General features: G+C 64.1%; 22 protein-coding genes. 15 read left to right on the top strand and 7 right to left on the bottom strand.

Features of this window, described 5'->3' with window-relative positions:
• Positions 1–84 precede the first annotated feature (84 nt).
• Complete coding sequence (locus tag HNO52_RS19235) at positions 85–708, top strand: DUF1007 family protein (protein ID WP_232090400.1); 624 nt, start codon at positions 85–87, stop codon at positions 706–708.
• On the top strand, positions 708–1,748 hold the full coding sequence (locus HNO52_RS19230) for a nickel/cobalt transporter (protein ID WP_442907185.1): 1,041 nt from the start codon (positions 708–710) through the stop codon (positions 1,746–1,748). Before HNO52_RS19235 ends, HNO52_RS19230 begins: the two co-directional genes overlap by 1 nt.
• A 9-nt stretch (positions 1,749–1,757) precedes the next feature.
• Here the strand turns inward: HNO52_RS19230 and HNO52_RS19225 are convergent, their stop codons facing one another.
• Entirely contained in the window at positions 1,758–2,183 is a 426-nt protein-coding gene (locus tag HNO52_RS19225) for an HIT domain-containing protein (RefSeq protein ID WP_197566782.1), read from the bottom strand.
• Between the two features lie 138 nt (positions 2,184–2,321).
• On the opposite strand from HNO52_RS19225, the gene HNO52_RS19220 reads away from it, so the two are divergent.
• The 3 genes from HNO52_RS19220 to HNO52_RS19210 all read left to right on the top strand — a co-directional run bounded on the left by HNO52_RS19220 (position 2,322) and on the right by HNO52_RS19210 (position 3,139).
• Positions 2,322–2,456 (top strand): entericidin A/B family lipoprotein, encoded by a 135-nt coding sequence (locus HNO52_RS19220; RefSeq protein WP_197566781.1) that lies wholly within the window; start codon positions 2,322–2,324, stop codon positions 2,454–2,456.
• A 107-nt stretch (positions 2,457–2,563) separates the two neighbouring features.
• Positions 2,564–2,695, top strand: a complete 132-nt coding sequence (locus HNO52_RS19215; protein ID WP_197566780.1) for an entericidin A/B family lipoprotein — start codon at positions 2,564–2,566, stop codon at positions 2,693–2,695.
• A gap of 171 nt (positions 2,696–2,866) precedes the next feature.
• Positions 2,867–3,139 carry an I78 family peptidase inhibitor gene (locus HNO52_RS19210; RefSeq protein WP_197566779.1) on the top strand — a complete coding sequence of 91 codons (273 nt, stop codon included), beginning with the start codon at positions 2,867–2,869 and terminating at the stop codon, positions 3,137–3,139.
• Between the two features lie 12 nt (positions 3,140–3,151).
• Here the strand turns inward: HNO52_RS19210 and HNO52_RS19205 are convergent, their stop codons facing one another.
• The 3 genes from HNO52_RS19205 to HNO52_RS19195 all read right to left on the bottom strand — a co-directional run bounded on the left by HNO52_RS19205 (position 3,152) and on the right by HNO52_RS19195 (position 6,617).
• Entirely contained in the window at positions 3,152–3,661 is a 510-nt protein-coding gene (locus HNO52_RS19205) for an acyl-CoA thioesterase (RefSeq protein WP_197566778.1), read from the bottom strand.
• Between the two features lie 166 nt (positions 3,662–3,827).
• A complete protein-coding gene (locus HNO52_RS19200) occupies positions 3,828–5,138 on the bottom strand; it encodes a short-chain fatty acid transporter (RefSeq protein WP_197566777.1) in 1,311 nt (436 codons plus the stop codon).
• A gap of 90 nt (positions 5,139–5,228) precedes the next feature.
• Complete coding sequence (locus HNO52_RS19195; protein ID WP_232090396.1) at positions 5,229–6,617, bottom strand: MATE family efflux transporter; 1,389 nt, start codon at positions 6,615–6,617, stop codon at positions 5,229–5,231.
• A gap of 367 nt (positions 6,618–6,984) precedes the next feature.
• On the opposite strand from HNO52_RS19195, the gene HNO52_RS19190 reads away from it, so the two are divergent.
• From HNO52_RS19190 to cydC, 5 genes are read left to right on the top strand one after another with little or no spacing between them, the layout of a single operon-like run.
• A complete protein-coding gene (locus HNO52_RS19190; RefSeq protein WP_232090395.1) occupies positions 6,985–8,550 on the top strand; it encodes a cytochrome ubiquinol oxidase subunit I in 1,566 nt (521 codons plus the stop codon).
• The gene (gene cydB / locus HNO52_RS19185; protein ID WP_197566775.1) at positions 8,547–9,689 is read left to right on the top strand and encodes a cytochrome d ubiquinol oxidase subunit II; all 1,143 of its coding nucleotides are present in this window, start codon (positions 8,547–8,549) and stop codon (positions 9,687–9,689) included. The genes HNO52_RS19190 and cydB overlap by 4 nt, the downstream gene beginning before the upstream one ends.
• 11 nt (positions 9,690–9,700) lie before the next feature.
• Positions 9,701–9,820, top strand: a complete 120-nt coding sequence (cydX, locus tag HNO52_RS19180) for a cytochrome bd-I oxidase subunit CydX (protein ID WP_197566774.1) — start codon at positions 9,701–9,703, stop codon at positions 9,818–9,820.
• Positions 9,801–11,555, top strand: coding sequence for a thiol reductant ABC exporter subunit CydD (gene cydD, locus HNO52_RS19175; protein WP_197566773.1), 1,755 nt, complete (start codon positions 9,801–9,803; stop codon positions 11,553–11,555). The genes cydX and cydD overlap by 20 nt, the downstream gene beginning before the upstream one ends.
• A complete protein-coding gene (cydC, locus tag HNO52_RS19170) occupies positions 11,543–13,243 on the top strand; it encodes a thiol reductant ABC exporter subunit CydC (RefSeq protein WP_197566772.1) in 1,701 nt (566 codons plus the stop codon). Before cydD ends, cydC begins: the two co-directional genes overlap by 13 nt.
• Positions 13,244–13,299: 56 nt before the next feature.
• Here cydC and HNO52_RS19165 read toward each other — a convergent pair whose 3' ends face one another.
• The 3 genes from HNO52_RS19165 to HNO52_RS19155 form a co-directional block, all read right to left on the bottom strand.
• Positions 13,300–13,548, bottom strand: a complete 249-nt coding sequence (locus tag HNO52_RS19165; protein ID WP_197566771.1) for a YfhL family 4Fe-4S dicluster ferredoxin — start codon at positions 13,546–13,548, stop codon at positions 13,300–13,302.
• A gap of 76 nt (positions 13,549–13,624) precedes the next feature.
• Complete coding sequence (coaD, locus tag HNO52_RS19160) at positions 13,625–14,104, bottom strand: pantetheine-phosphate adenylyltransferase (RefSeq protein WP_197566770.1); 480 nt, start codon at positions 14,102–14,104, stop codon at positions 13,625–13,627.
• A gap of 79 nt (positions 14,105–14,183) precedes the next feature.
• On the bottom strand, positions 14,184–16,061 hold the full coding sequence (locus tag HNO52_RS19155) for a beta-ketoacyl synthase (RefSeq protein ID WP_197569304.1): 1,878 nt from the start codon (positions 16,059–16,061) through the stop codon (positions 14,184–14,186).
• A 320-nt stretch (positions 16,062–16,381) separates the two neighbouring features.
• Here HNO52_RS19155 and trmB point away from each other — a divergent pair, with 320 nt between their 5' ends.
• The 5 genes from trmB to glnE all read left to right on the top strand — a co-directional run bounded on the left by trmB (position 16,382) and on the right by glnE (position 22,392).
• Positions 16,382–17,089 (top strand): tRNA (guanine(46)-N(7))-methyltransferase TrmB, encoded by a 708-nt coding sequence (trmB, locus tag HNO52_RS19150; protein ID WP_197566769.1) that lies wholly within the window; start codon positions 16,382–16,384, stop codon positions 17,087–17,089.
• A complete protein-coding gene (locus HNO52_RS19145) occupies positions 17,086–17,418 on the top strand; it encodes a DMT family transporter (protein WP_197566768.1) in 333 nt (110 codons plus the stop codon). Before trmB ends, HNO52_RS19145 begins: the two co-directional genes overlap by 4 nt.
• 21 nt (positions 17,419–17,439) lie before the next feature.
• Positions 17,440–18,918, top strand: a complete 1,479-nt coding sequence (gene dacB, locus HNO52_RS19140; RefSeq protein WP_197566767.1) for a D-alanyl-D-alanine carboxypeptidase/D-alanyl-D-alanine endopeptidase — start codon at positions 17,440–17,442, stop codon at positions 18,916–18,918.
• Between the two features lie 30 nt (positions 18,919–18,948).
• Positions 18,949–19,320, top strand: coding sequence for a diacylglycerol kinase (locus HNO52_RS19135; protein WP_197566766.1), 372 nt, complete (start codon positions 18,949–18,951; stop codon positions 19,318–19,320).
• Between the two features lie 87 nt (positions 19,321–19,407).
• The gene (gene glnE, locus HNO52_RS19130; protein WP_197566765.1) at positions 19,408–22,392 is read left to right on the top strand and encodes a bifunctional [glutamate--ammonia ligase]-adenylyl-L-tyrosine phosphorylase/[glutamate--ammonia-ligase] adenylyltransferase; all 2,985 of its coding nucleotides are present in this window, start codon (positions 19,408–19,410) and stop codon (positions 22,390–22,392) included.
• Positions 22,393–22,452 lie beyond the last annotated feature (60 nt).

Genomic DNA, 22,452 nt, shown 5'->3' with positions numbered 1-22,452 from the left:
TTCTCAACCCGTTTACATGAGCCCAATTGCCACATGAAATCTTTGCGTCAACTCTGCCACGCAGGAACGAGACGAGCCTGGCTGGTGGGACTACTTGCCCTGCTGTTGCCCGCCCTTGCTTTGGCCCATCCGCATGGCTGGATCGATATTCGCGTGCGCCTGGTCGTCGACGAGGAGGGGCGAGTCGAAGCGCTGCATCAGGCCTGGCGCATGGATCCCTTCTACAGCCTGGTGCTCATCGAGGAGCTGAGCCGAACCGAAGGCGGGCTGGAAACGGGTCTCGATCGACTGGGAGGCGAGATCAGCGGCAACCTGGCGCCGTTCGATTTCTTCACCGAGGTGCGCGTGGGGGATGACGAGCTGAGCCTTGGCGAGGTGACCGAATACACCGTGATGGAGCGCGACGGGCGGGTGGAGTTCGTCTTTCTCCTGCCGCTCGACGAGCCTCAGCCGCTAAGCGAACAGACGCTGCAGTACCAGGTCTTCGATCCGACCTATTACCTGGAGGTCGTTCACGAGGCGGAGGACGACACGCCAGACGAAGATGCGCTGACCGTCGGCGGTGAGCTGAATTGCACCACCCGAATCCTGCCAGCCGACCCCGATCCCGAACTGGTGGCGGAAGCCGCCATGCTCGATATCGATGAAAAAGCCGAGCCCGGCATGGGGCGGCATTTTGCCGAGACCGGAGTCGTGGCATGCGAGTGATGGCCAGGATGATCGCAGGAACCCCTGTCAGGGCTTGGTGGGTCGGGCTGGGGCTGCTGGCCCTCGCCGCGCTGGCGCTGCTCTTCTTCGGCCTGGGCGGGCTGCAGGGCTTGAGCCTGCAACTGGTGGCCTGGCAGCGCGACTTTCATCGTGCCCTGACCATGGCTATCACCGAATTTTCCGGAACGCCCTCGCCGGGCGCCTGGGCAACCCTGTTGGGCATCAGCTTCGGTTATGGCGTGTTTCATGCCGCCGGCCCCGGGCATGGCAAGGCGGTGCTGACGACGTATCTGATTTCGCAAGGCGGTGCGGTGCGTCGGGCCTTGGGGCTCTCTTTCGCCGCCTCGCTGCTGCAGGGGCTGGTGGCCATCGGTCTGGTTGTGGTGCTGGTGCATGGCCTGGGCTGGGTCACACGCCAGGCGATGGGGAGCGTCGCCTGGGTCGAGCAGGCCAGCTTCCTGATGGTGACGCTGCTGGGCGGCTGGCTATGTCTGAGGGCGATTCGTCAACTGCGACGCCCGGCCGGGGCGACCGCGCAGGGTACTCACCACCACCATGCCCATGACCATGGGCACGATCATGCCTGCTGTGGTGGCCAACACCACGTCGACCCGCATCAGGCTGCCGACTGGCGTACCGCACTGGCCACGGTAGTCGCTATCGGTATTCGCCCCTGCAGCGGCGGCGTGTTGCTGCTGGGCGCGGCCACCCTGCTGGGCCAGTTTTCCGCCGGGGTGGCAGCGGTCATGGTGATGGCGTTGGGTACGGCACTGACCGTCTCCGGCCTGGCACTGGCCAGCGTCATGGCGCGTGGCTGGGCCGAACGACAGTTGGAAAAGCAGAATGGCATGCAGCGGCTGGGGCGCCTGCTGACCTGGGCTGGCCTGGGTGGCGGGCTTGCCATCATGACGCTGGGTATCTCGCTCTCCATCACCGGTGCGACCCAGCCCACATCCGGCCCCCTGCTGGGGGAGCCGCCGGCCCGCACTGGCCCGGTAGAGCCGGCAGCACCGTCCAGCGGCCATCCATTGGGGGGGTGAGCAAGAGGCTCACAGCCGCTGCTTGAGTCCATCCAGTCGCGCCAGAAGGTGGTCGCGCATGCTGGCCAGACCATCCAGGTCGTAGGGCTGCGGCTGACCCTGTCCCCATACGGGCCCCGGCCAGGCGTCATCGCCACGCAGGCGGGCGACGATGTGAACATGCAGCTGGGCCACCACATTGCCCAGGTTGGCGACGTTGATCTTGTCAGCCTGGGTCAGGGCCTGGAGCATGTGCCCCACCTCGCTGGCCTCGCGCCACAACTGCTGTCGGTCCGCCTCGCCCAGGTCGAACACTTCGCTGACCCCGGCGCGCCGAGGAATCAGGATCAGCCAGGGAAAGCGGGTATCGTCCATCAGGCGCAGCTGGCACAGCGGCAGCTCCGCGACTGGGTAGCTGTCCCTGACCAGGCGTTCATCCAACTCTACTGACGACATGTTCCCTCTCCCTGACGGCGACGATGCAATCCATCATGACACAGGCTGGCGGGAAGCGCCTGGCACGAGAAACAAGCGAAGTGAATCGACTCCAGCTAAAGTGAGAGTGTAAACCTGTATGCAAACGAGGAGATGAACATGAAGCGAACCGTAGCGACGTTGTTGGCGGCGCTTATGGCGCTGGCGCTGCTGAGTGGTTGCAATACCATGCGCGGCATGGGTGAGGACATCGAACAGGGCGGCGAGGCGATCCAGCGGGAGTCGTCGTCGTAATCTTTATATTAGCGGTTATGCAAAGTGGCAAAGGGCTGTTACGCTTAAGTGGCCATTGCTTCAGGCAAGGAATGGATTTCCCGATATCATTTCAAGGAGATATGACCATGAAGAGAGCAATTGCCCTGAGTTTCGCCCTGCTGATGGCCGCCGGTGCCCTGGCGGGTTGCAACACCATGGAAGGCGCCGGTGAGGACATCGAGCGTGGTGGCCAGGAAATAGAGGAAGCGGCCGAGTAACACGCCGGTCCGGCCTGGCAGCGCACGGGTGACCTGGCAGTCTCCCCGTGTGCTGCCTGAATCCACCTTCTTACCTTCCCCCTTTTCCTTGAGCGAGACTTCTGCATGGTAAGCCTCCAGCGGTTGGGTCTGATAGCTGTCGGCGTGTTGTTACTGACAGGTTGTAATTCCATGTCGAATGCCCGCAACGTCTCGCCTGATCCCGCCCCCAAGCCTCCTCGGGTCAGCGAGGGAGGAGAGGACGTCTGCGGTGCGCTGCATGTTCAGGATCGCGTTGGTCGACGCTACGACGAGGCGCTGGGCGAATCGATCCGTCGAGAGAGCGGTGCCGCCACGCTGCGGGTCATACGTCCGGGGCATTCCTACACCATGGAATACCGGGGTGACAGGATCAACGTCCATATCGACGACAGCGATACCGTCACCGACATCGGTTGCGGTTGAATTTCTGTTTCTCTATTTCGCACTCTGCCCATGCTCTGCCTGGGTACGACGCTCGGCCTCTTCGGCCTGTTTGCGCAACTTCTTGCGCAGTGCCGCCTTGTCGAAACGCAGTTTTTGCAGTGATGTCTTCAGCGCCAGCGGCGGTACCCGAGCGGGCTTGCCGTCCGCATCCACCGCCACCATGGTCAGGTAGCAGCTGTTGGTATGGCGGATCAACTTGCGCTGGATGTCTTCGGCCACCACCTTAATGCCGATCTCCATCGAGGAACGTCCCACGTGATTGACGCAGGCCAGGAAGGTGACCAGCTCGCCGACGTGAATCGGCTGCTTGAACAACACCTGGTCGACGGAAAGGGTCACGACGTAGTGGCCTGAGTAGCGGCTGGCGCAGGCATAGGCCACCTCGTCGAGCTTCTTGAGGATGGCGCCGCCGTGCACCTTGCCGCTGAAGTTGGCCATGTCGGGGGTCATCAGCACGGTCATGATCAATTCGTGCTGGCCGGGCAGGGCATGTTCGTCCATCGAGGCGTTTCCATTGTCGGGTTTGCCTCAGCATACCGTCTTCGCTGCAGGATGGGACCAGCGATCGGAGCAGCGGTCACCAACTGCTGGTGCCGGCTCGTCCCGGCGCTTGTCCCTGAGGAGGCGGCCCCACACCGCCGGGGCCGCTATCGGGCTTGGGAAAAACCTAGAACCAGGTCAGGCCCACCGAGATGATCACCCCGGTGATGATCAACTGGATCAGGCAGTAGCCCATGATGTCCTTGGCCTTCAGGCCGGCTATGGCGAGCACCGGCAGCGCCCAGAACGGCTGCAGCAGGTTGGTCCAGGCGTCGCCCCAGGCGACGGACATGGCCACGCGCGAGACGTCCACGCCGAGCGCCTCGGCCGCCGGCAGCATGACCGGTGCCTGTACCGCCCACTGCCCACCGCCGGAGGGTACGAACAGATTGACGATACCGGCGCTGATGAACGACCAGAATGGCAGCGACGTCTCGGTGGCTAAGGAAATCAGCCCCTCGGACATGGTCTCCGCCAGCCCCGACTGCACCATGATGGCCATGATGCCGGCATAGAAGGGGAACTGGATGACGATGCCGGCACCGCCCTTGATTGCCTCGTTGAGGCTTTCCAGCAGGCTGCGTGGGGTGCGATGCAGCACGATGGCCAGAAACAGGAACATGAAGTTGACGATGTTGAGGTTCAGGCCGCCGTTGCGCAGCACGAAGTGATCGAGCAGGAAGATTACCCCAGGTATGCCGACCAGCCAGGCGAGGGTAGTGCTGTTCTCCAGGCGCTCGGCCGGGCGAGTGATTCGCGGCCGCGTAGCGGAACCGTCGTCGAGCAGCTTGGGGTCGACATAGACGCTGTCCTTGTCCTCGGGAAGCATGGCTCGGTTGACCAGCGGAATGGCGACGAACAGGCAGGCCACCAATGCCAGGTTGAAGAAAGCGAAGATGGTCGAGCCGGTGCCGATCACGCCGATCTGGTCGGCGGTGAAGTGGCCCTCGGTGGCGATGGTCAGCGGGATGGAGCCGGCCAGGCCCCCGTGCCAGACCACGAAGCCGGAGTAGGCACTGGCCACCAGCAGGCGATAATCGACCCGCACCAGGCGCGCCAGCTCCTTGGCGAACAGCGCACCCACCACCAGGCCGAAGCCCCAGTTGATCCAGCTGGCCACTAGCGACACCAGCGTCACCAACAGGATGGCATGACCGGCATTTCGGGCCAGGCCGGCGAGCCTCTGCAGCAGTCGCTTGACCGGTGGTGAGCTGGCAAGCATGAAGCCGGTCACCAGAATCAGCAGCATCTGCATGGAAAACGTCAGCAGATTCCAGAAGCCATCGCCCCAGAATCGCATCACGGCCAGAGGTGTCTGGCGCTCCACGCCGATCGCGGCGGCAGCGGCGATGATCGTCAACAGCAGTACGAAGATGAACGGATCCGGCAGGTAACGATCGACCAGCCGGACGGCAGGTCTTGAAAGGAATCTGAGCATGGCAGTCGCTTCTTCTGTTTATCCTGGGTGCGTTAAGGAAAAGTAGCGCAAACGTAACGCCTTGCCCTAACTATCCGATGTGGAGCGGTTTCAACGGCTGGTGCGAAATGGTTGTGACGCTACGTCGTAATCTCTATGTCGCCAGTGGCTGCGTCGATGGTGCCAATAGTAGCTAATCAGTACCAGCGACCGCACCACGGTGAAGGAGAGAAACGCCAGCCACAGGGCATGGTTCTCGTAGCCGGGGGCGGCAAGCGCCCGTGTCAACCACCAAATGGGCAGATAGGCGGCCAGGGCGACAAAGATACTGTTGCGCATCTCGCGGATCGCGGTGGCGCCGATGAACACGCCGTCGAGCAGGTAGCTCCACACCGCAATCAACGGCATGGCCACCATCCAGGGCAAGTAATCGCCGGCCGTTTCCCGTACTTCCGGCAGGCCGGTCAGCAGGGCGATGAGAGCATGGCCAACCAGGGCGAAGGCGAGCGCCGCGAAAGTGGCCGTGGTCAGCGAGAACCAGGCGGCAGCGCGCACGGCAGAACCGAACTCTTCCCAGCGCTGCCGGCCCACGGCGCGTCCGGTGGTAGCCTCGGCGGCATGGGCGAAGCCATCCAGGGCGTAGCTGGTCAGCATGATGAACTGCATCAGTACGGCATTGGCGGCCAGTATGGTATCGCCCTGTGCCGCTCCCCGCGAGGTGAAGAACGCCATGGCGAACAGCAGCCCCAGGGTGCGCAGGAACAGATTGGCATTGACCTGAAACAGCTCGCCGTAAGCGCTCAAGCGGAACAACCGCTCGCGCAGGAAGCGACCCTGCAGCAGCTTCAACTGGCGGGCGACCAGCCAAGTGCCGAAGGCCAGCGCGGTATAGTCGGCGATCACCGTGGCCCAGGCCACGCCGTCGCTGGTCATGCCGAGCCCGACGACGAACAGCAGGTCGAGGGCGATGTTGACGCTGTTGGTCAGCACCAGGATGGCCAGCGTCACGCGCGAGTTCTGCTGGCCCAGGAACCAGCCGAGGATGGCGTAGTTGGCCAGCACCGCCGGTGCCGAAAGGATGCGGATCTGGGCATATTCGGCTGCCAGCCGGGTGGCGACCTCGCTGCCGTCGAGCAGCCACAGGCCAAGAGTTATCAACGGGCTGGAAAACAGGATCAGCAGCGCCCCGATGCCCATGGCCATCAACAGCGCTTGGCCCAGCAGGTTGCGCACCTCGCTGTCGCTCTCGCGGCCCACCGCTTGGGAGGTCAGTCCGGTGGTGCCCATGCGCAGGAAGCCGAAACCCCAGTAGAGGAAGCTGAACAGGGTGGCGCCCAGCGTTACGCTGGCCAGGTAGCGCGAATCGGGCAGGTGGCCGACCACCGCAGTATCCACCAGGCCGAGCAGCGGCACGGTGATGTTGGAGAGGATGATCGGCCAGGCCAGGGTCCAGATACGCCGTCGCGCGGCGGCAGGTGTCTCGGCTTTCTGGGTCGCCACGTCTTGTTCCAGTGTTGGGCCAATCGAGCAGGATGGCGTCAGAAACGGGACAACGCAACCGAAGCCCGTCGAGAGGATGAACGCCTGCATTTACCCGAATAGATGAGCTTGGTAACGATAAATAAGGATCTCTAGCACATGATGAGATAATAACCACGGGAAAGTTTGACTTGGGTCTGCGACAAGTTGTCTCGCTTGGCCGATTAATGACTCGTTCTTAAATAGTATTCTATTTACTTCAAAATGCCATCTCGATTTACTTGATCAAGATCAATATTCGCTGTGGCGCTGGTTCTATAGTTATTCCCAGTGATGCAGCGTGCTTTGGGTGCGCGCTCCTTAGCCTCCTTCTGTCTTGGAGTCACTGATGGACATCGTAGAACTATCCAGACTGCAGTTCGCCTTTACGGCGATGGTGCACTTCCTTTTCGTCCCTTTAACTCTTGGGCTTTCGATCCTTCTGGCGATCATGGAATCGGTCTATGTCATGACCGGTAAAACCATTTATCGCGACATGACGAAGTTCTGGGGAAAACTCTTCGGAATCAACTTTGCCCTGGGTGTCACGACCGGAATTGCCATGGAGTTCCAGTTCGGTACCAACTGGTCCTACTACTCCCACTATGTCGGCGATATTTTCGGCGCGCCTCTCGCCATTGAAGCGCTGATGGCCTTCTTCCTCGAGTCGACCCTGGTCGGATTGTTCTTCTTCGGCTGGGATCGCCTGTCGAAGCGCAAGCATCTGGCCGTGACCTGGCTGATGGCGCTGGCCACCAATCTTTCGGCGCTATGGATTCTGATAGCGAATGGCTGGATGCAGCATCCCATCGGCTCTGAATTCAATCTCGACACTATGCGCATGGAATTGGTGAGCTTCAGTGAGGTGCTCTTCAACCCCGTTGCCCAGGTTAAGTTCGTGCATACCGTCTCGGCGGGATACGTAACGGGATCGATCTTCGTGCTGGCGATCTCCAGCTGGTACCTATTGAAGAACCGTGAAGTCGCTTTCGCCCGTCGCAGTTTCGCCATTGCTTCTGCGTTTGGCCTGGCCAGCGCCTTGTCGGTGATCGTACTCGGCGATGAGTCCGGCTACGAGCTGGGGGACGTCCAGAAGGTCAAGCTCGCCGCCATCGAGGCGGAGTGGGAAACGCATCCGGCGCCGGCCGCCTTCACGCTCATCGGACTGCCCAACGAAGCAGAGCAGCGAACCGATTATGCCGTTCGTATCCCCGCGGTGATGGGGTTGATCGCGACCCGCTCCTGGACGGAAGAGGTAACCGGCATTCGGGAACTGAAGGAGCAGCATCGCGAGCGCATGATCAGCGGTCAGGAAGCCTATACGCTGATGCGCCTGCTGCGCAGTGGGGCAGCCGGCGAAGCGGATGCCGCCCGCTTCGAGGAGGTGCGAGACGACCTCGGCTATGGCTTGTTGCTCAGTGCCTCTGCAGAGGACATGACCAACGTTCAACCTTTCGAAATCGACCAGGCGGTCGAAGCCTCGATTCCCAAGGTGTGGCCGCTATTCTGGTCGTTCCGCCTGATGGTGGCGGCCGGCTTCGCCATGCTGTTGCTGTTTGCGCTGGCGTTCTGGCACAGCGTGCGCCGGCGGCCCGAAGCATCACCGTGGCTGCTGCGCTTCGCCCTATTCAGTCTGCCCTTGCCCTGGATCGCCTCCGAGGCAGGCTGGTTCGTTGCCGAATATGGACGCCAGCCTTGGGCGATCGGCGAAATTTTGCCGGTTCACATCGCGGTCTCCCATCTCACCGTCAACCAAGTGCTCTTCACCCTCGTGACCATCGGCGTGCTCTATACGATCTTCGTCGCCATCGAGATCTGGCTGATGCAGCACTTCGCACGCAAGGGGCCCTCGGGCACGGGCGGCAAGCCCAAGGACACGACTTCCATCGATGGGCTCGGCATTCAGGAGGCATGACCATGGACTACGAAATGCTCCGTTTCATCTGGTGGGTATTGATCGGTGTCCTGCTGATCGGTTTTGCCATCACCGATGGATTCGACATGGGCGTCGCCAGCCTGCTCAAGATCGTCGGGCAGAACGACGAGGAGCGGCGCGTTATGATCAATTCGGTAGCGCCTCATTGGGATGGCAACCAGGTGTGGCTGGTGACGGCAGGTGGCGCCTTGTTCGCCGCCTGGCCGCCGGTCTATGCCGCCGCCTTCAACGGCTTCTACCTGGCCTTGATGCTCACGCTGTTTGCGTTATTCCTGCGGCCGTTGGCCTTCGACTACCGCTCCAAGCTCGACAATCCCTCTTGGCGAAGCCGTTGGGATTGGGCCCTGACCGTTGGCTCGGCCGTGCCGGCGCTGATCTTCGGTGTCGCCTTCGGCAACCTGCTTCAGGGGGTCCCTTTCCAGTTCGACGACATCCTTCGCCTGGATTACCAAGGCGGTCTGCTGGGGTTGCTCAATCCGTTTGCCCTTTTGGCCGGCCTGCTCAGTCTGCTGATGTTCGTCACCCATGGGGCAGCGTGGCTGCAGCTCAAGACCGAGGGCGAGCTGATGCAGCGCAGCGCGGCGATCGGCCGCCTTACCGCCCTGGCCTGTGCCGTACTGTTCGTGCTGGGCGGCATCTGGCTGATCGTGGGAATCGATGGCTATCTGGTCACGAGCGTGATCGATACCAACGGCTCCAACCGAACCGTCGACAAACTGGTGGAGGTTAGCGCCGGTGGTTGGCTCGCCAATTACGGCCGCTTTCCCCTGCTGTGGCTCCTGCCCCTGCTAGGCGTGGCGGGCTTCGTCGTGTGCTCCTGGGCGCTGCAGGTAGGACGTCGGGTACTGGCATTCACCAGTTCTTCGCTGGCCATGACCATGGTCATCGTCACCACCGGCATCACCATGTTTCCGTTCGTGATGCCCTCCTCGCTGGTGCCCAACCATAGCCTGACCATGTGGGATGCAACGGCAAGCGAATTGACCCTGACCATCATGTTCTGGGTGGTCTGCCTCTTCGTGCCGCTGGTACTGGCCTATACCGCATGGAGCTATTACGTCATGCGGGGCCGGCTCGACGAGCAGTACATCCGTGACAACGACAAGTCGCTCTACTGAGGAGTAGTCCTATGTGGTATTTCACCTGGATACTTGGTGTCACGCTGGCTGCTTCCCTTGGCATCCTCAACGCCATGTGGCTGGAGCTCAACGGCTTTGAAGGCGAATCCGATGCCGAAAGGCGCGACTGACGAGCCACTCGACCCGGGGCAGCGGCTGCGCCGCTGCCTGACGCCGCAGCGCTGGCGGCTACGCGGTGCGTTTCTGCTGGCGCTGGGCGGCTGCATTTTATTAATCGTACAGAGCTGGCTTCTGGCCAGCATCTTTGCGCATGCCATTCTCGCCTGGCAGGGAGAGGTGGCGCGGTTTGCGCCGCCTGTAGCGTGGCTGGCAGGCCTGGCCGCCTGCCTTGTGCTGCGCCCGTTGCTACAGTACGGTCGCGAAGTGTTGACGCGGGTGGCCAGCCGCGGGGTCCGGGCTGGCCTGCGTGGCCAGCTGCTGGAAAGTCTGGGGCGGCTGGGGCCGGCGCGACGCAACTTGGGCAGCGATGGCGCCCTGGGTACTCAGGTCCTGGAGCACATCGATGCCCTGGACGGTTATGTCAGCCGCTACCACGTCCAGCGCCAACTCGTCATTGCCGTGCCGCTGATGCTGGTTCTGGTGGTTTCACTGCTCAGCCCGTTGGCCGCGGGATTGATGCTGCTGACCGCACCCTTGGTGCCGCTTTTCATGGTTCTGGTGGGTCGGGCGGCTGCCGAGGCCAGCCAACGCCAACTGACGGCGCTGGCGCGCCTGGGCGGCAGCTTTCTCGATCTCGCCCGCGGCATGGCCACCCTGAAGCGGTTGAATGCCACATCCCAGGCTGCACGGCGGATCGCTGATGCCAGCGAAGCCTATCGCAGCCGCACCCTCGGCGTACTGCGGCTAGCTTTCTTGTCCGGTGCGGTACTGGAATTCTTTGCGGCTCTGGCCATCGCCTTGGTGGCGCTCTATCTGGGGCTTGGCCTGCTGGGGCTGCTTCCCTGGGCCCAGGGTGAAGTGCCGGTACCCTATCAGGGAGCGCTGCTCATCCTGCTGCTGGCGCCGGAGTTCTATGCCCCGCTACGCCAACTGGGCGCCGACTACCATGCCCGTGCCGAAGCCGAGGGTGCCATGCAGGAGCTGATACCGCTGCTCGATGCCGAGACATGGCAGCCCTCGGATGGCCAGGCCGTCACCCTGGACGGCCCTCCGTCTATCCTCTGTCGTGGCGTGACGGTGGCGGGTGAGGGCGGACGTAGGCGCCTGGCCCCACTCGATTTCGAGTCGGCAGGCGGCGAGCGATGGCTGGTGCAGGGCGAGAGCGGTTGCGGCAAATCGAGCCTGCTCGAAGCCATGCTCGGTTTCGTGCCCTACGAGGGCTCGCTATGTGTCGATGGTCGGGAGCTGAGCTCTCTTTCACGCGAATCTTGGCAACGTCACCTGGGTTATCTCGGTCAGCAGCCGCCCGTGATGCGTGGCAGCGTGGGGGACAACTTGCGTCTGGCCAGCCCCGAAGCCGGGAAAGTGGCATTGATCGCCGTACTCGAGCAAGTCGGGCTCTGGTCGCTGCTGGCGGCACGTGAAGGGCTGGATACCATCCTCGGCGAGCGCGGCAAAGGGCTCTCCGGTGGCCAACTGCAGCGCTTGGCACTGGCCCAACTGCTATTGCGCGAGGCGCCGCTGTGGCTGTTCGACGAGCCTACGGCTCACCTCGATCCGGACTCGGCGCGGGAGCTTCACGGCTTGCTCGAGCGGCTCAGCCGCGGCCGCACGGTCATCATCGTGAGCCATGAGGCGGAGGGGCTCGAGTGGGTGGACGGTTGCCTGCGGCTGGACGACAAACCGGATGGGCGGAGCCGGCTCTGCCCATCCGATGCGCAGGGGCTGCTGCCATGTCTCGAGTAGCCGGTGCCAAGGCAGCCCAGGCGGACACTGCGATTCGGCTGCTCGACCTGTGGCGGCTGCGGCGCGGCGGCTGGTCGCTGGCCTTTCTGATCGGTACGGCCACGCTGCTGGCCGTGGTGGCGCTGTTGGCGATCTCCGGTTGGTTCATTACCGCGGCCGCCCTGGCCGGAGTCGCAACCACCGCGACCCTCGGCTTCGACTACTTCCGCCCGGCGGCGTTGATTCGTCTCTGCGCCATCGTGCGTACCGCCGGCCGTTATGGTGAGCGTATGGCTTCCCACAGCGCCGCGCTGGGGCTGCTCAGCGACCTGCGCTGTCGAATCTTCGAGGCTTTAACCAGGCGTACGCTGCGCGCCGAATCGCGGCATGCCGATGCTGTCATTACCATGCATCGCCTGGTAGCCGATATTGATCATCTCGACCGTTTCATGCTGCGCATGTGGATGCCATGGGGCTGGGCAGGGCTGATGGTGCTAACAGTGGCAGGGTTATTGGCGTGGCTCGATGTCTCACTCCTGCGGATCGCGCTACCCGGCTTGCTGCTCGCGTGGCTGGGGCTGCCAGTGCTGACTTGGTGGCAGGGTAGTCGCCTGGCACGGCAGGATGCCGAACTGGCCGAGCAACGCCGCCAGGCGCTATTGGAGCCCTTGGCCGCCCTCACCTCGCTTCTTCTTTGGGGGCGCTGGGAGACGTGCCGCCAGCGCTTTGCCGAAAACGATCACCGCTGCCTGACGCATCATGAGCGTCAGTTGAGGCTGGCGGGATGGGTCGGAGCGCTGCAGCAGGCGGTACTGGGTCTGAGCATCCTGGCAGTGGTGTGGCAGGGCTTCTCCCTGCTCGAGGCGGGCGAGATTTCCGTCCCGCTGTTACTGGCCGCCGTGCTGGGTATGCTGGCGCTGGGTGAGATACTCAGCCCTCTGGCCAATAGTTTTACCTCGCTGGGTGCCAGCCTGGCTGCTCGCGACCGACTCAATCAGCTTACAACAGAATCGTATGGGCCTCTGTCGACGTCGGCAGAACAGCCAGCTTCGCCTTGGCATCTCGAACTTAACCGGGTCACGGCTCGCTGGCCCAATGCCCTGGCCGGGCCGAAGGAGATATCGCTGGAACTGCACGGTGGTGAGATCTTGTGCCTGCGTGGTCCTTCGGGCTGCGGCAAGTCCACCTTGCTCGAGGTGATCGCTGGAGAATTCGAGCACCAGAGTGGCCAGCTCAAGCTCAATGGTCGCGATTATCGACAGTGGCGCCTGGATGACGCCATTGGCTACCTGCCCCAGCAGTGGGACATCTTCGACATGACCCTTGCCCAGAACCTGAGGCTGGGAGATGAGCAGGCTAGCGATGCCGAGTTGCGGGATGTGCTGGAGGATCTGGCGCTGGGCGAATGGGTACGTGCCCAGCCCGAGGGGCTCGACACCAGGCTGGGAGAATATGGCGCTCAGGTTTCTGGCGGGCAGGCACGTCGCATCGCCCTGGCCCGGCTGCTGCTCGCGGGGCGTCCGCTACTGTTGCTGGACGAACCGCTGGCCGGACTGGACGAGCAGAGTCGTCGCCAGGTACTGGTGGGCCTGCGTCGTCGACAGGGCAGTGGCATCATGATCATCGCTTCACACGTGCCGCTGACGATGCCCGGGGCTGGGGTGAAAGAGCTATGGCTAACATCCGACGGGAGTGCAGCGGAAAAATAGAGAGAGCAGGCAGGCCGGGTGGCAGCCTATCAGACCCGGCCATTACGCTCGGTCGCTCAGGCCGCAGTGATCAGCCGGTACTTGGCCATCAGCTCGTCGCGGCTCTCGCGGCGCTTGGGGTCGAGCGGAATGCAGTCGACCGGACACACCTGCTGGCACTGCGGCTCGTCGTAGTGACCGACGCACTCGGTACAGTGGCTGGGATCGATGATATAGATCTCCTCGCCCGCCGAGATGGCATCGTTGGGACATTCGGGCTCGCAGACGTCGCAGTTGATGCACTCGTCGGTGATCATCAGGGCCATAGGTTACCTCGCGATCGGGAGGCCGCGTCCGGCCGTACCCTGGATAAGGCGGCTCGGCAATTACCGAGTAATACGGTCAGGTATTATAATGCTTGCGCAGCGTTTCGGCGACCCTGGGATGCACCAGCCGGGATACGTCGCCGCCCAGCTTGGCGATCTCGCGCACGATGGTGGAGGAAATGTAGGAGTTCTCTACCGCCGGCGTAAGGAACACGCTTTCGAGTTCGGGCGCCTGGGCGCGGTACATGTTGGCCAGCTGCAGTTCGTATTCGAAGTCGGAAACCGCGCGTAGGCCGCGCAGGACGATACGGGCCCGCTGATCGGTCATCAGATCGGTAAGCAACCCGGAAAAACCGATCACCTCGACGTTGTCGAGCCCCGCCGAAACCTCGCGGGCCAGGGCGATACGGGTGGCGAGATCCAGCGCCGGGTTCTTGCCGGGGCTGGCCGAGATGGCGACTACGACCTTGTCGAACAGCAGCGAGGCGCGCTCGATCAGGTCGAAATGACCGTGGGTGATGGGATCGAAAGTGCCGGGGTAGACCGCGATTTTCATGGCGCTCCGCTCACGTTTGCAGGCTCGAGAAGGCTAGGGTAATCGTCCGCGACCGAGCCGACAATGCCGCCCGGTCGGGTCAGTCGTCCAGCTTGCCATAGGGATTGTTCACCGCCAGCGATACCGGGCGTGAATAGCCGGGAATGGTGATGCTGGTGGCACTGACGTCGAGTTCCGGCCCTTCCAGCACGCCTTCGCCGAAGCGGTAGCGCGCCTGATAGTGGCCGCCATCGGCCTGGGCCAGGTAGGCCTGGCTGACTTGGCGGGTTACCTCGCGTCGCTCACGCCAGGCCGCGACGGCGGCTTCGCCATGGCGTTTCACCAGCAGGCGCTCGGTCACGGCGGGCGAGAGCACCACGCCCGTGGCATTGTTGCCGCCGAAGCCCTTGGCATTGATGAAGGCGGCATCGGCTGCGAAGGGCACCGGCGTGCATGAGAAGCGCAGTCGCTCGGCATGAACATCGGCGGCCACTGCGTCGAGAGTGGGGATGCCCGGCAGAATGCCATGGGCAAAGCTGCCCAGGGCACTGGTCAGCTGGTCACCGGCGGCGCTGCCCTGGGAGTGGCCGACGAAGGCTTTCACCGCCACGACCGGCCAGTGCTCGATGTCGTTGGCCCTGGCGACCAGGTCGAAGACGTGGGATTCCGTTACGCGGTTCTTTGGCGTGCTGGTGCCGTGGGCATGCAGGAAGGTACGCTCGCGCAGCGCCTCTTCGCCCAGCATGTCGCGTACCAACGAGGCCGCCTTGCCCAGGGTGATGTAGTTGCCGATACCGGGCGCGGAGATGGAGCGCTTCCAGCCGTCGGCGTTGACGAACACGCCCGGCACGCTGCCGAGGATCTCGGCGCCGAGCTCCAGCGCCAGCTCGTCGTCGAGCAGCAGCACGAACTGGCTGGCCTCGGCGATGGTGAAGCCGCAGTTGCGTGCGAAGGGGCGGCAGGCGCGCTGGTAGTCGGCATCGGTGAGCAGCTCCAGGGCGTCCAGCGCCTTGAGGCTGTCGTCGTCGGCCAGCGCGCCCATGGCGCGGAAGCCCTCGATGATCTCGGGGGTGACCGGGGCATCGGAAGTGCCAACCATCACCGCACGGCGCTGGCCGCTGCGGATGTCCTCGACGCCCAGCCGCAGATTGTAGAGAAAGCTGGCGCAGGCGCCGAGCACGGCGCCGGTACCGCCGACGCTGCCGAGTACGTAGGCATTGAGGAAGTCGGCGGGCATCTGCCCGTAGCCCAGCGGCATCTGTTTGGAAGTGGCGCGGTTGCCCGAGACAAAGCTCTTGAGCAGCCCGCCCCAGCCCTCGTCATCGAGTTGGCCGATGGAGTTGCCGGCATACACCGCAATGTCGTCGGGGTCGAGGCGGTCGCGAAGTGTCTCCCACTCCAGGCCGCAGCTGGCCAGGCAGTCGCTGGCCGCGAAAATCGACATCGACAGGCCGCGTGGGTGATGCACGCTGCGGTAGTAGCGGCTGGGATCGAAACCGCTGGGCAATTGACCCGCGGCTCGCACCTGGGCCGGGCGGGTCTCCGGCAGCAGCACCTCGAGCTCACCCTGGGGTACCGTGACCTCCAGGGTGTGGCGGTCCAGCTCACGCACCTGCCAGGTCGGCGGCAGCCGCTCGGGCAGTTGGCGGCGGCGAATGCTGAAGGTCAGTTCCGACCCCAGGCCTAGGCCGGCGCGCCGATTGGCGGGGAGCCCGTCGTCATTGAAGCGGGGATCCTCTATGCGCCGGATCAAGGTGTGGTCGAGCACCTGCGCGCGGCAGTTCTCGGCCAGCCGGCTGGCGGCGATGGGATTTCCGGCGGCGTCGTACCAGGCGCCTTCCCGGCAACTGCCCAGTCCCATCAGAGCGGCCAGGCCGAGCAGCAAGGCTTGTTGCTCGGCTTCGGGAAGGGCGTCGATCACGGTGCGACGAAATGCTTGATGGCCTGAGGTACGACCGGCAGCGTTGACGCCGCCCATGCCGACGATCACAGGTAAGTGTGACAAGCCGCTTTCCTCGTTATGCTGTTCGTGCGAGTCGGTAAGGTAAATATAAGGGAGACGATCATAGCACCCGCCTCGGGACGCCGTCATGGGCGTGCAGCGCAAGTTCTGGTCGGTAAACATGAAACAAACGTTTGAACTGAGATGCGAGAAGCGCTATGCTGGCAATGCTGTTTGAGTCATACGAGTGGGTATGTGGGCGCTCCCGATCTTGGGTGCGCCTTTTTTTTGCCCCTCGCCTGCTGCGCCATGGCTGCTAGAATGGCCAGTTCGTCAGCTACCGAACCGCTTCCGCCATGCATGCCACCTCCCGTGCCATCGCGACCAACCAGCTCGGCCCGCACAAGGACGTTGCGCGTAGAGTCGAGCGCGCCCTGGTCCACCCCCTGCGAAAGCCCGTGGCCGAGCACACCTGTGAGGCGTTCGAGCGCGCCCGCGCCTGGTACGAGCGCGACGGCGGGCGACGCCCGCTGATCCTCGATGCCGGCTGCGGCGTAGGGCTGTCGACGCGGCAACTGGCCGAATGCTTCGACGATCATCTGGTCATCGGCGTGGATCGCAGTGCCGACCGGCTCTCGCGAGAGCATGGCGAGGTGGGGGGCAACGCCCTGCTGGTGCGTGCCGACCTGGTGGACTTCTGGCGCCTGGCGCTGGCCGCCGGTTGGCAGCCGGCGCGGCACTACCTGCTCTATCCCAACCCCTACCCCAAATCGGCGCATCTCAAGCAGCGCTGGCACGGTCACCCGGTGCTGCCGGTGATTCTAGCGCTTGGCGGTCGGCTGGAGCTGCGCTCCAACTGGCAACTCTACGTGGAGGAGTTCGCCCAGGCGCTGAAGCAGGTCACCACCGTGGCCGCTGCCGTGGAGCCCTTCGTTCCCGGCGAGCGCTACCTGACGCCCTTTGAACGCAAGTACCATTTGAGCGGCCAGTCTCTCTGGCGCCTGGTGGCAGACTTGCCCCACGCACCGCAGCTTGTCCCCGATGGGCCAGAGGAGGTCGTTTGATGGCGTTCGTTTACCTGGCGCTGGCGATCGTGGCGGAAGTCGTCGCCACGAGTGCGCTCAAGGCCACCGATGGCTTCACTCGCCTGGCCCCCAGTCTGGTGGTAGTGGTCGGCTATACGATCGCCTTCTTCATGCTGTCGCTTGTGCTGCGTACCATCCCGGTCGGCATCGCCTATGCAATCTGGGCCGGCCTGGGTATCGTGCTGGTGGCCCTGGTCGGGGTCGTGGTGTACGGCCAACGGCCCGACCTGCCAGCGGTGCTGGGTATCGGCCTGATCATCGCCGGCGTGGTGGTGATCCAGCTCTTTTCACGTATTGCTGCCCATTGATTCGGCTTTGTTGAGTTCTGGATGGATCGTATTGTCATGATGTTTCGTGCCGCTGTAAGGCTGCGTTGTCTGGCCCTGCTGTGTGGGCTATTGCTTCCACTGACCGCTTCCGGGGCAGGTTTCGTGGAGCTGGGGAAAATGCTCGACAAGGGATTTCTGATCAGCGCCGAGGCCAGGCTGCTGGGTGACGGTGGACGTTCCGGCGAGGTGTTGGGTGCTATCGAACAGGAACGTCAGCTGTCACCGGCCTCGGTGTCCAAGGCCTACCTGGCGGCGGCGGCGCTCGACCGCTGGGGCCCGCAGCATCGCTTCACCACGCAATTGGTCAGTGCCGCCGAGCTCGATGCCGAAGGCGTATTGCGCGGTGACCTGATCCTCGATGGCGGCGGCGACCCTGCGCTTGCCAGCGAGGACCTGTGGCGATTGACCCAGCGGCTTTATCAAACCGGTGTGCGCGAGATCGAGGGCCGCCTGGTGGTCAGCCAATGGCGCTTCGGCCCGGTGGAGTGCATCACCACTGATCGTTGTCAGGCACAGTCGCGCGCCGCCAACAGCTACAGTGCACTGCTCTCCTCGGCGGGGGTCAACCATGGCAACTGGTGTGTCAACGTGGCGCCGGGCACCGCGGCGGGCGAGCCCGCGCGGGTCTTCAGCTGCGACAGCCAGACCCTGATAGTGGGTATCGACAATCAGCTCGAGACCGGCCCGCCCGACAGCGTCACCGAGTTCAGCGCCGAGCGCGTCACCCGTGAAGACGGGGATGTCATGCTGCTGCGAGGCCATATCGCGCTCGATGCCGCTCCGCGCAATGTCTACCGCGCCAGTGGCGACCCCGCGCGCCAAACGGCGCGTACCCTTTCGGCCATGCTCGAGCAGGCGGGAATCGTCATCGGCAATGGTTTCGTCACCAGCGTCGAGCCACCTCCCGCTTCCGCCCACACCCTGGCAGAAGTGGTGGGCAGAACGCTGCAGGAACTGTTGCTGCACGTCATGAACTACTCCAACAACTTCATGGCCGACGTGCTGGCGCTCAATCTGGTCGATAGGCCCCGGGCGACCCTGCTCCAGGCGGGGGAGGCGATCCAGGACTACGTGGCTGGATTGCCGGACCATGGCCCGGTGATCATGCTCAGCGGCAGCGGTCTGACCACCGAGAATCGCACCTCGGCACAGGGTGCCAACGCGCTGCTGGAAAGCATGTTCCATCGCACGTCGCTGTTCCCCAGTTTCGTGGCCAGCTTTCAGTCGCCGGTCAATGGCGTGTCGCGCTTCATTCGCCGTGGCTCGCCGCTGGTTCAGAACCACATCATGCTCAAGACCGGCACCCTCAACCAGCCCCATGCGGTGCGTGCCGCCAGCGGCTACTTTCGCACCCGTTCGGGGCGTTGGGGCGTGTTCACGGCATTGGTCAACGGCACCGCATCCACGCCTTGGCTCAACTGGGCCCAGGTGCTGGACCCCCTGTCCCGGGACCTGGAGCGCATGATCGAGGCGCATTGAGGTCTACCCGCAGTTAAGGATAGCGAGACGATGAAACCAGCGCGTACCGGATGGCGGCACCTCTTCGATGCCACGGGCTATTCGCTCAAGGGGCTCAAGTTCGCCTTTCGCCACGAGACGGCGTTCCGGCAGGAGCTGGCCATGTGCGTGATCATGCTGCCGCTGGCCTGGTGGATCGGCTCGGGTCCGGTGGAGTGGATCCTGCTGGTGGGCAGCTGCCTGCTGGTACTCACCGTGGAGCTGATCAACAGCGCCATCGAGAGCGTGGTGGATCGTATCGGCACCGAACATCACGAGCTATCGGGGCGCGCCAAGGACATCGGATCGGCGGCGGTAATGATCGCGCTGCTGGCCGCCGGCCTCACCTGGGGACTGCTCGTCTGGCAGAAATTCTTCGGCTGAATTCTGTCACGCGATGCTTCAGGGGTGCCGCAGCGTCAACGCCTTCGATATGCTGAGGGTAACCCAGCTGCGACAAGGCCTGTTGCCATGCCCATACCCGACGACTTCCTGCCTGCCAACACTCTTCCCTCTGCACTCGTGCCTGCACTGAAGAAGGCCTGGCAGCGTCTCGGCGAAAGCCTGGCGCAGGGTGACAGTGTTGCCGAGATGACCGGCCAGGAACTTCCCTCGGAGAACTGGCTGGGCCTCGACCCCGAGCGCCGACGCCAGCTGGCACGCGTCATCGCCATCTCCGACTTCGCGGCCGATATCCTGGTTCGCTACCCCGACTGGCTGCAGCACCTTGATGCCAGTGGCGAGCTGGATGAAGCGCCTGGTGTCGAGACGCTCGCAGCCTGGCTGGCCGAGCGGCTGGAGGGCGCCGACGACGAGGCGGCCCTGCACGCAGCGCTGCGCCGCTTCCGCCGGGCGCGCATGCTGGGCATCGTCTGGCGCGACCTGACGCGGCCGGCGGGTATCGACATGTGGGCGACGTCCGCCTCGGTGTCGCGGCTTGCCGAGGTGTGTCTCGAAGGGGCGCTGGGCTGGCTCGAGACGCATCTCGAGCCGCGCTGGGGGCGCCCGGCGCCGCGTGCCGACGGCAGCGAGCAGCGCCTGGTGGTGCTGGGCATGGGCAAGCTCGGTGCCGGCGAGCTCAACCTCTCCTCGGATATCGACCTGATCTTCGCCTATCCCGAGATGGGCGAGACCGAAGGCGGTCGCAAGTCGCTCGAGCATCAGGAGTACTTCACCAAGCTGGGGCAGCGGTTGATCGCTGCGCTGGATGCGGTGACCGCCGACGGCTTCGCCTTTCGCGTCGACATGCGGCTGCGCCCATTGGGCGAAGGCGGTCCGCTGGTCGGCAATTTCAGCTCGCTGGCGGCCTACTACCAGGACCAGGGCCGTGAGTGGGAGCGTTACGCCTTGCTCAAGGCGCGGCCGGTAGCTGGCGACCTGGGGGCCGGAAGGGAGCTGCTCGGCAACCTGCGGCCCTTCGTCTACCGCAAGTACCTCGACTTCGGCGCCATCGAATCGCTGCGCGAAATGAAGGCGCTGATCAATCGTGAGGTCAAGCGCCGCGGCATGCAGGCCAACATCAAGCTCGGCCCCGGTGGTATTCGCGAAGTGGAATTCGTGGTGCAGGCGTTCCAGCTCATCCGCGGTGGGCGCGATACCGAGCTGCAGGTCACCTCGCTGCGCACCGCGCTCGAACGACTGCCCGCGCTTGGCCTGTTGCCTCAGTCTGTCGTCGACGAACTCGAGCCCGACTACGTCTTCCTGCGCGACCTCGAGCACGTACTGCAGGCGCTGGAGGACCGCCAGACCCAGAGCCTGCCCGACGACGACCTCGACCGCGAGCGTGTCGCCCTGGCACTGGGCATGGAGGACTGGCCGGCGGTCGTGGCGCGACTCGATGAGGTGCGCGGCCGGGTGCGCCACCATTTCGACGCGGTGATCGCCGACCCGGAAGAGGAGGTCGAGGAGTCAAGCGAAGCTCCGGGGGAAGGGGCCCGGTCGCTCGAGGAGTGGCGCGCGCTGTGGTGCGGCGAGCTCGAGCCCGAGGAGGCACAAGCATTGCTCGCCGAGGCGGGCTTTGACCAGGCCGAGCTGGCGTTGCGACGCCTCACGACCCTGCGCCAGTCGCGCCAGGTCCAGTCGATGCAACGCATCGGCTACGAGCGCCTCGAAGCGCTGATGCCGCTGCTGCTGGATGCCGCGGCCACCAGCGACGCCCCCGACACGGCGCTCGAACGGGTATTGCCGCTGATCGAGTCGGTGCTGCGGCGCACCGCCTACCTGGCACTGCTGCGCGAGAATCCCGAGGCGCTGAGCCACCTGATGGGACTGTGCGGCGGTAGTCCGTGGATTGCCGAGCAGCTGGCCCGCTACCCGATTCTGCTCGACGAGCTACTAACCCCGGATACGCTCTACACCCCCGCCGACAAGGCGCGCCTGGCCGATGAGCTGCGCCAGGCCCTGGGGCGCATCCCCGAGGATGACGAGGAAGCCCAGCTCGAGGCACTGCGTGTGTTCAAGCATGCCCACGTGCTGCGCGTCGCCGCCTCGGACATCGCCGGTACCCGCCACTTGATGAAGGTCAGCGACTACCTCACCTACATTGCCGAAGTTCTGCTGGAGAAGGTGCTGGCCATGGCCTGGCGCCACCTGGTGCGCAAGCACGGCTATCCGCTACGGCGCGATGGCACCCGGGCCGGGAGCGAGCCCGAATTTCTGATCGTCGGCTACGGCAAGCTGGGCGGCATCGAGCTGGGCTACGGCTCGGATCTCGACCTGGTCTTCATCCACGATGCCGACTCCCAGGGCGAGACCGACGGCGCACGCCCCATCGACACGCCGGTGTTCTTCACCCGCCTGGGCCAGCGCATTATCCATCTGCTCACCGCGGTGACCCCGGCCGGTACCCTTTACGAGGTGGACATGCGCCTGCGCCCCTCGGGCAACGCCGGGCTGTTGGCCACCACGCTCGGGGCCTTCGGTGAGTATCAGCGCCGTGAAGCCTGGACCTGGGAACATCAGGCGCTGGTGCGTGCCCGCGTAGTGGCCGGCCACCCTCGGCTGGCGGAGGGGTTCGACGCGGTGCGTCGCGAGACCCTCGGGCGCGAGCGCGACTGTCGGGCGCTGCGCGAGGAGGTGGTGCAGATGCGCCAGAAGATGCGCGACCACCTGGGTGGCAAGGCCGGTGAGGGCGAGTTCGACCTCAAGCACGATCCCGGCGGCATGATCGACATCGAGTTCCTGTGCCAGTTCGCGGTGCTCACCATGGGCCACGACACCCCTGAACTGCTGCAGTGGAGCGACAACATGCGCATCCTCGAGACGCTGGAGAGCACCGGTCGCCTACCCGCCGAGGAGTGCCAGCGCCTGCGCGACGCCTACCTGGCCCTGCGCAGCTCCGCCCATCGCGCCTCGCTCACCCGTCAGCCCGCCCGCGGTCGCGACGCCGATTTCCACGCCCACCGCCGGGCAGTGATCGATGCCTGGCAGCGGCTGCTGGAGCCTGGGTCAGAGTGATCCGCTTTTATCCATCGCAAAGCTACATTTCACTTTTTGCTGCGCCCTGCCAATTTCCTT

Source organism: Halomonas sp. MCCC 1A13316, from assembly GCF_014931605.1.
GTDB lineage: Bacteria > Pseudomonadota > Gammaproteobacteria > Pseudomonadales > Halomonadaceae > Halomonas.
This window is presented reverse-complemented; position numbering and strand designations above follow the sequence as displayed.

Bases quoted from the DNA above. Each gene is read 5' to 3' on its own strand.
- HNO52_RS19230 (WP_442907185.1), top strand. From the start codon at position 708: ATGGCCAGGATGATCGCAGGAACCCCTGTCAGGGCTTGGTGGGTCGGG.
- HNO52_RS19225 (WP_197566782.1), bottom strand. From the start codon at position 2,183: ATGTCGTCAGTAGAGTTGGATGAACGCCTGGTCAGGGACAGCTACCCA.
- HNO52_RS19220 (WP_197566781.1), top strand. From the start codon at position 2,322: ATGAAGCGAACCGTAGCGACGTTGTTGGCGGCGCTTATGGCGCTGGCG.
- HNO52_RS19215 (WP_197566780.1), top strand. From the start codon at position 2,564: ATGAAGAGAGCAATTGCCCTGAGTTTCGCCCTGCTGATGGCCGCCGGT.
- HNO52_RS19210 (WP_197566779.1), top strand. From the start codon at position 2,867: ATGTCGAATGCCCGCAACGTCTCGCCTGATCCCGCCCCCAAGCCTCCT.
- HNO52_RS19205 (WP_197566778.1), bottom strand. From the start codon at position 3,661: ATGGACGAACATGCCCTGCCCGGCCAGCACGAATTGATCATGACCGTG.
- HNO52_RS19200 (WP_197566777.1), bottom strand. From the start codon at position 5,138: ATGCTCAGATTCCTTTCAAGACCTGCCGTCCGGCTGGTCGATCGTTAC.
- HNO52_RS19190 (WP_232090395.1), top strand. From the start codon at position 6,985: ATGGACATCGTAGAACTATCCAGACTGCAGTTCGCCTTTACGGCGATG.
- cydB (WP_197566775.1), top strand. From the start codon at position 8,547: ATGACCATGGACTACGAAATGCTCCGTTTCATCTGGTGGGTATTGATC.
- cydX (WP_197566774.1), top strand. From the start codon at position 9,701: ATGTGGTATTTCACCTGGATACTTGGTGTCACGCTGGCTGCTTCCCTT.
- cydD (WP_197566773.1), top strand. From the start codon at position 9,801: ATGCCGAAAGGCGCGACTGACGAGCCACTCGACCCGGGGCAGCGGCTG.
- cydC (WP_197566772.1), top strand. From the start codon at position 11,543: ATGTCTCGAGTAGCCGGTGCCAAGGCAGCCCAGGCGGACACTGCGATT.
- HNO52_RS19165 (WP_197566771.1), bottom strand. From the start codon at position 13,548: ATGGCCCTGATGATCACCGACGAGTGCATCAACTGCGACGTCTGCGAG.
- coaD (WP_197566770.1), bottom strand. From the start codon at position 14,104: ATGAAAATCGCGGTCTACCCCGGCACTTTCGATCCCATCACCCACGGT.
- HNO52_RS19155 (WP_197569304.1), bottom strand. From the start codon at position 16,061: ATGGGCGGCGTCAACGCTGCCGGTCGTACCTCAGGCCATCAAGCATTT.
- trmB (WP_197566769.1), top strand. From the start codon at position 16,382: ATGCATGCCACCTCCCGTGCCATCGCGACCAACCAGCTCGGCCCGCAC.
- dacB (WP_197566767.1), top strand. From the start codon at position 17,440: ATGGATCGTATTGTCATGATGTTTCGTGCCGCTGTAAGGCTGCGTTGT.
- HNO52_RS19135 (WP_197566766.1), top strand. From the start codon at position 18,949: ATGAAACCAGCGCGTACCGGATGGCGGCACCTCTTCGATGCCACGGGC.
- glnE (WP_197566765.1), top strand. From the start codon at position 19,408: ATGCCCATACCCGACGACTTCCTGCCTGCCAACACTCTTCCCTCTGCA.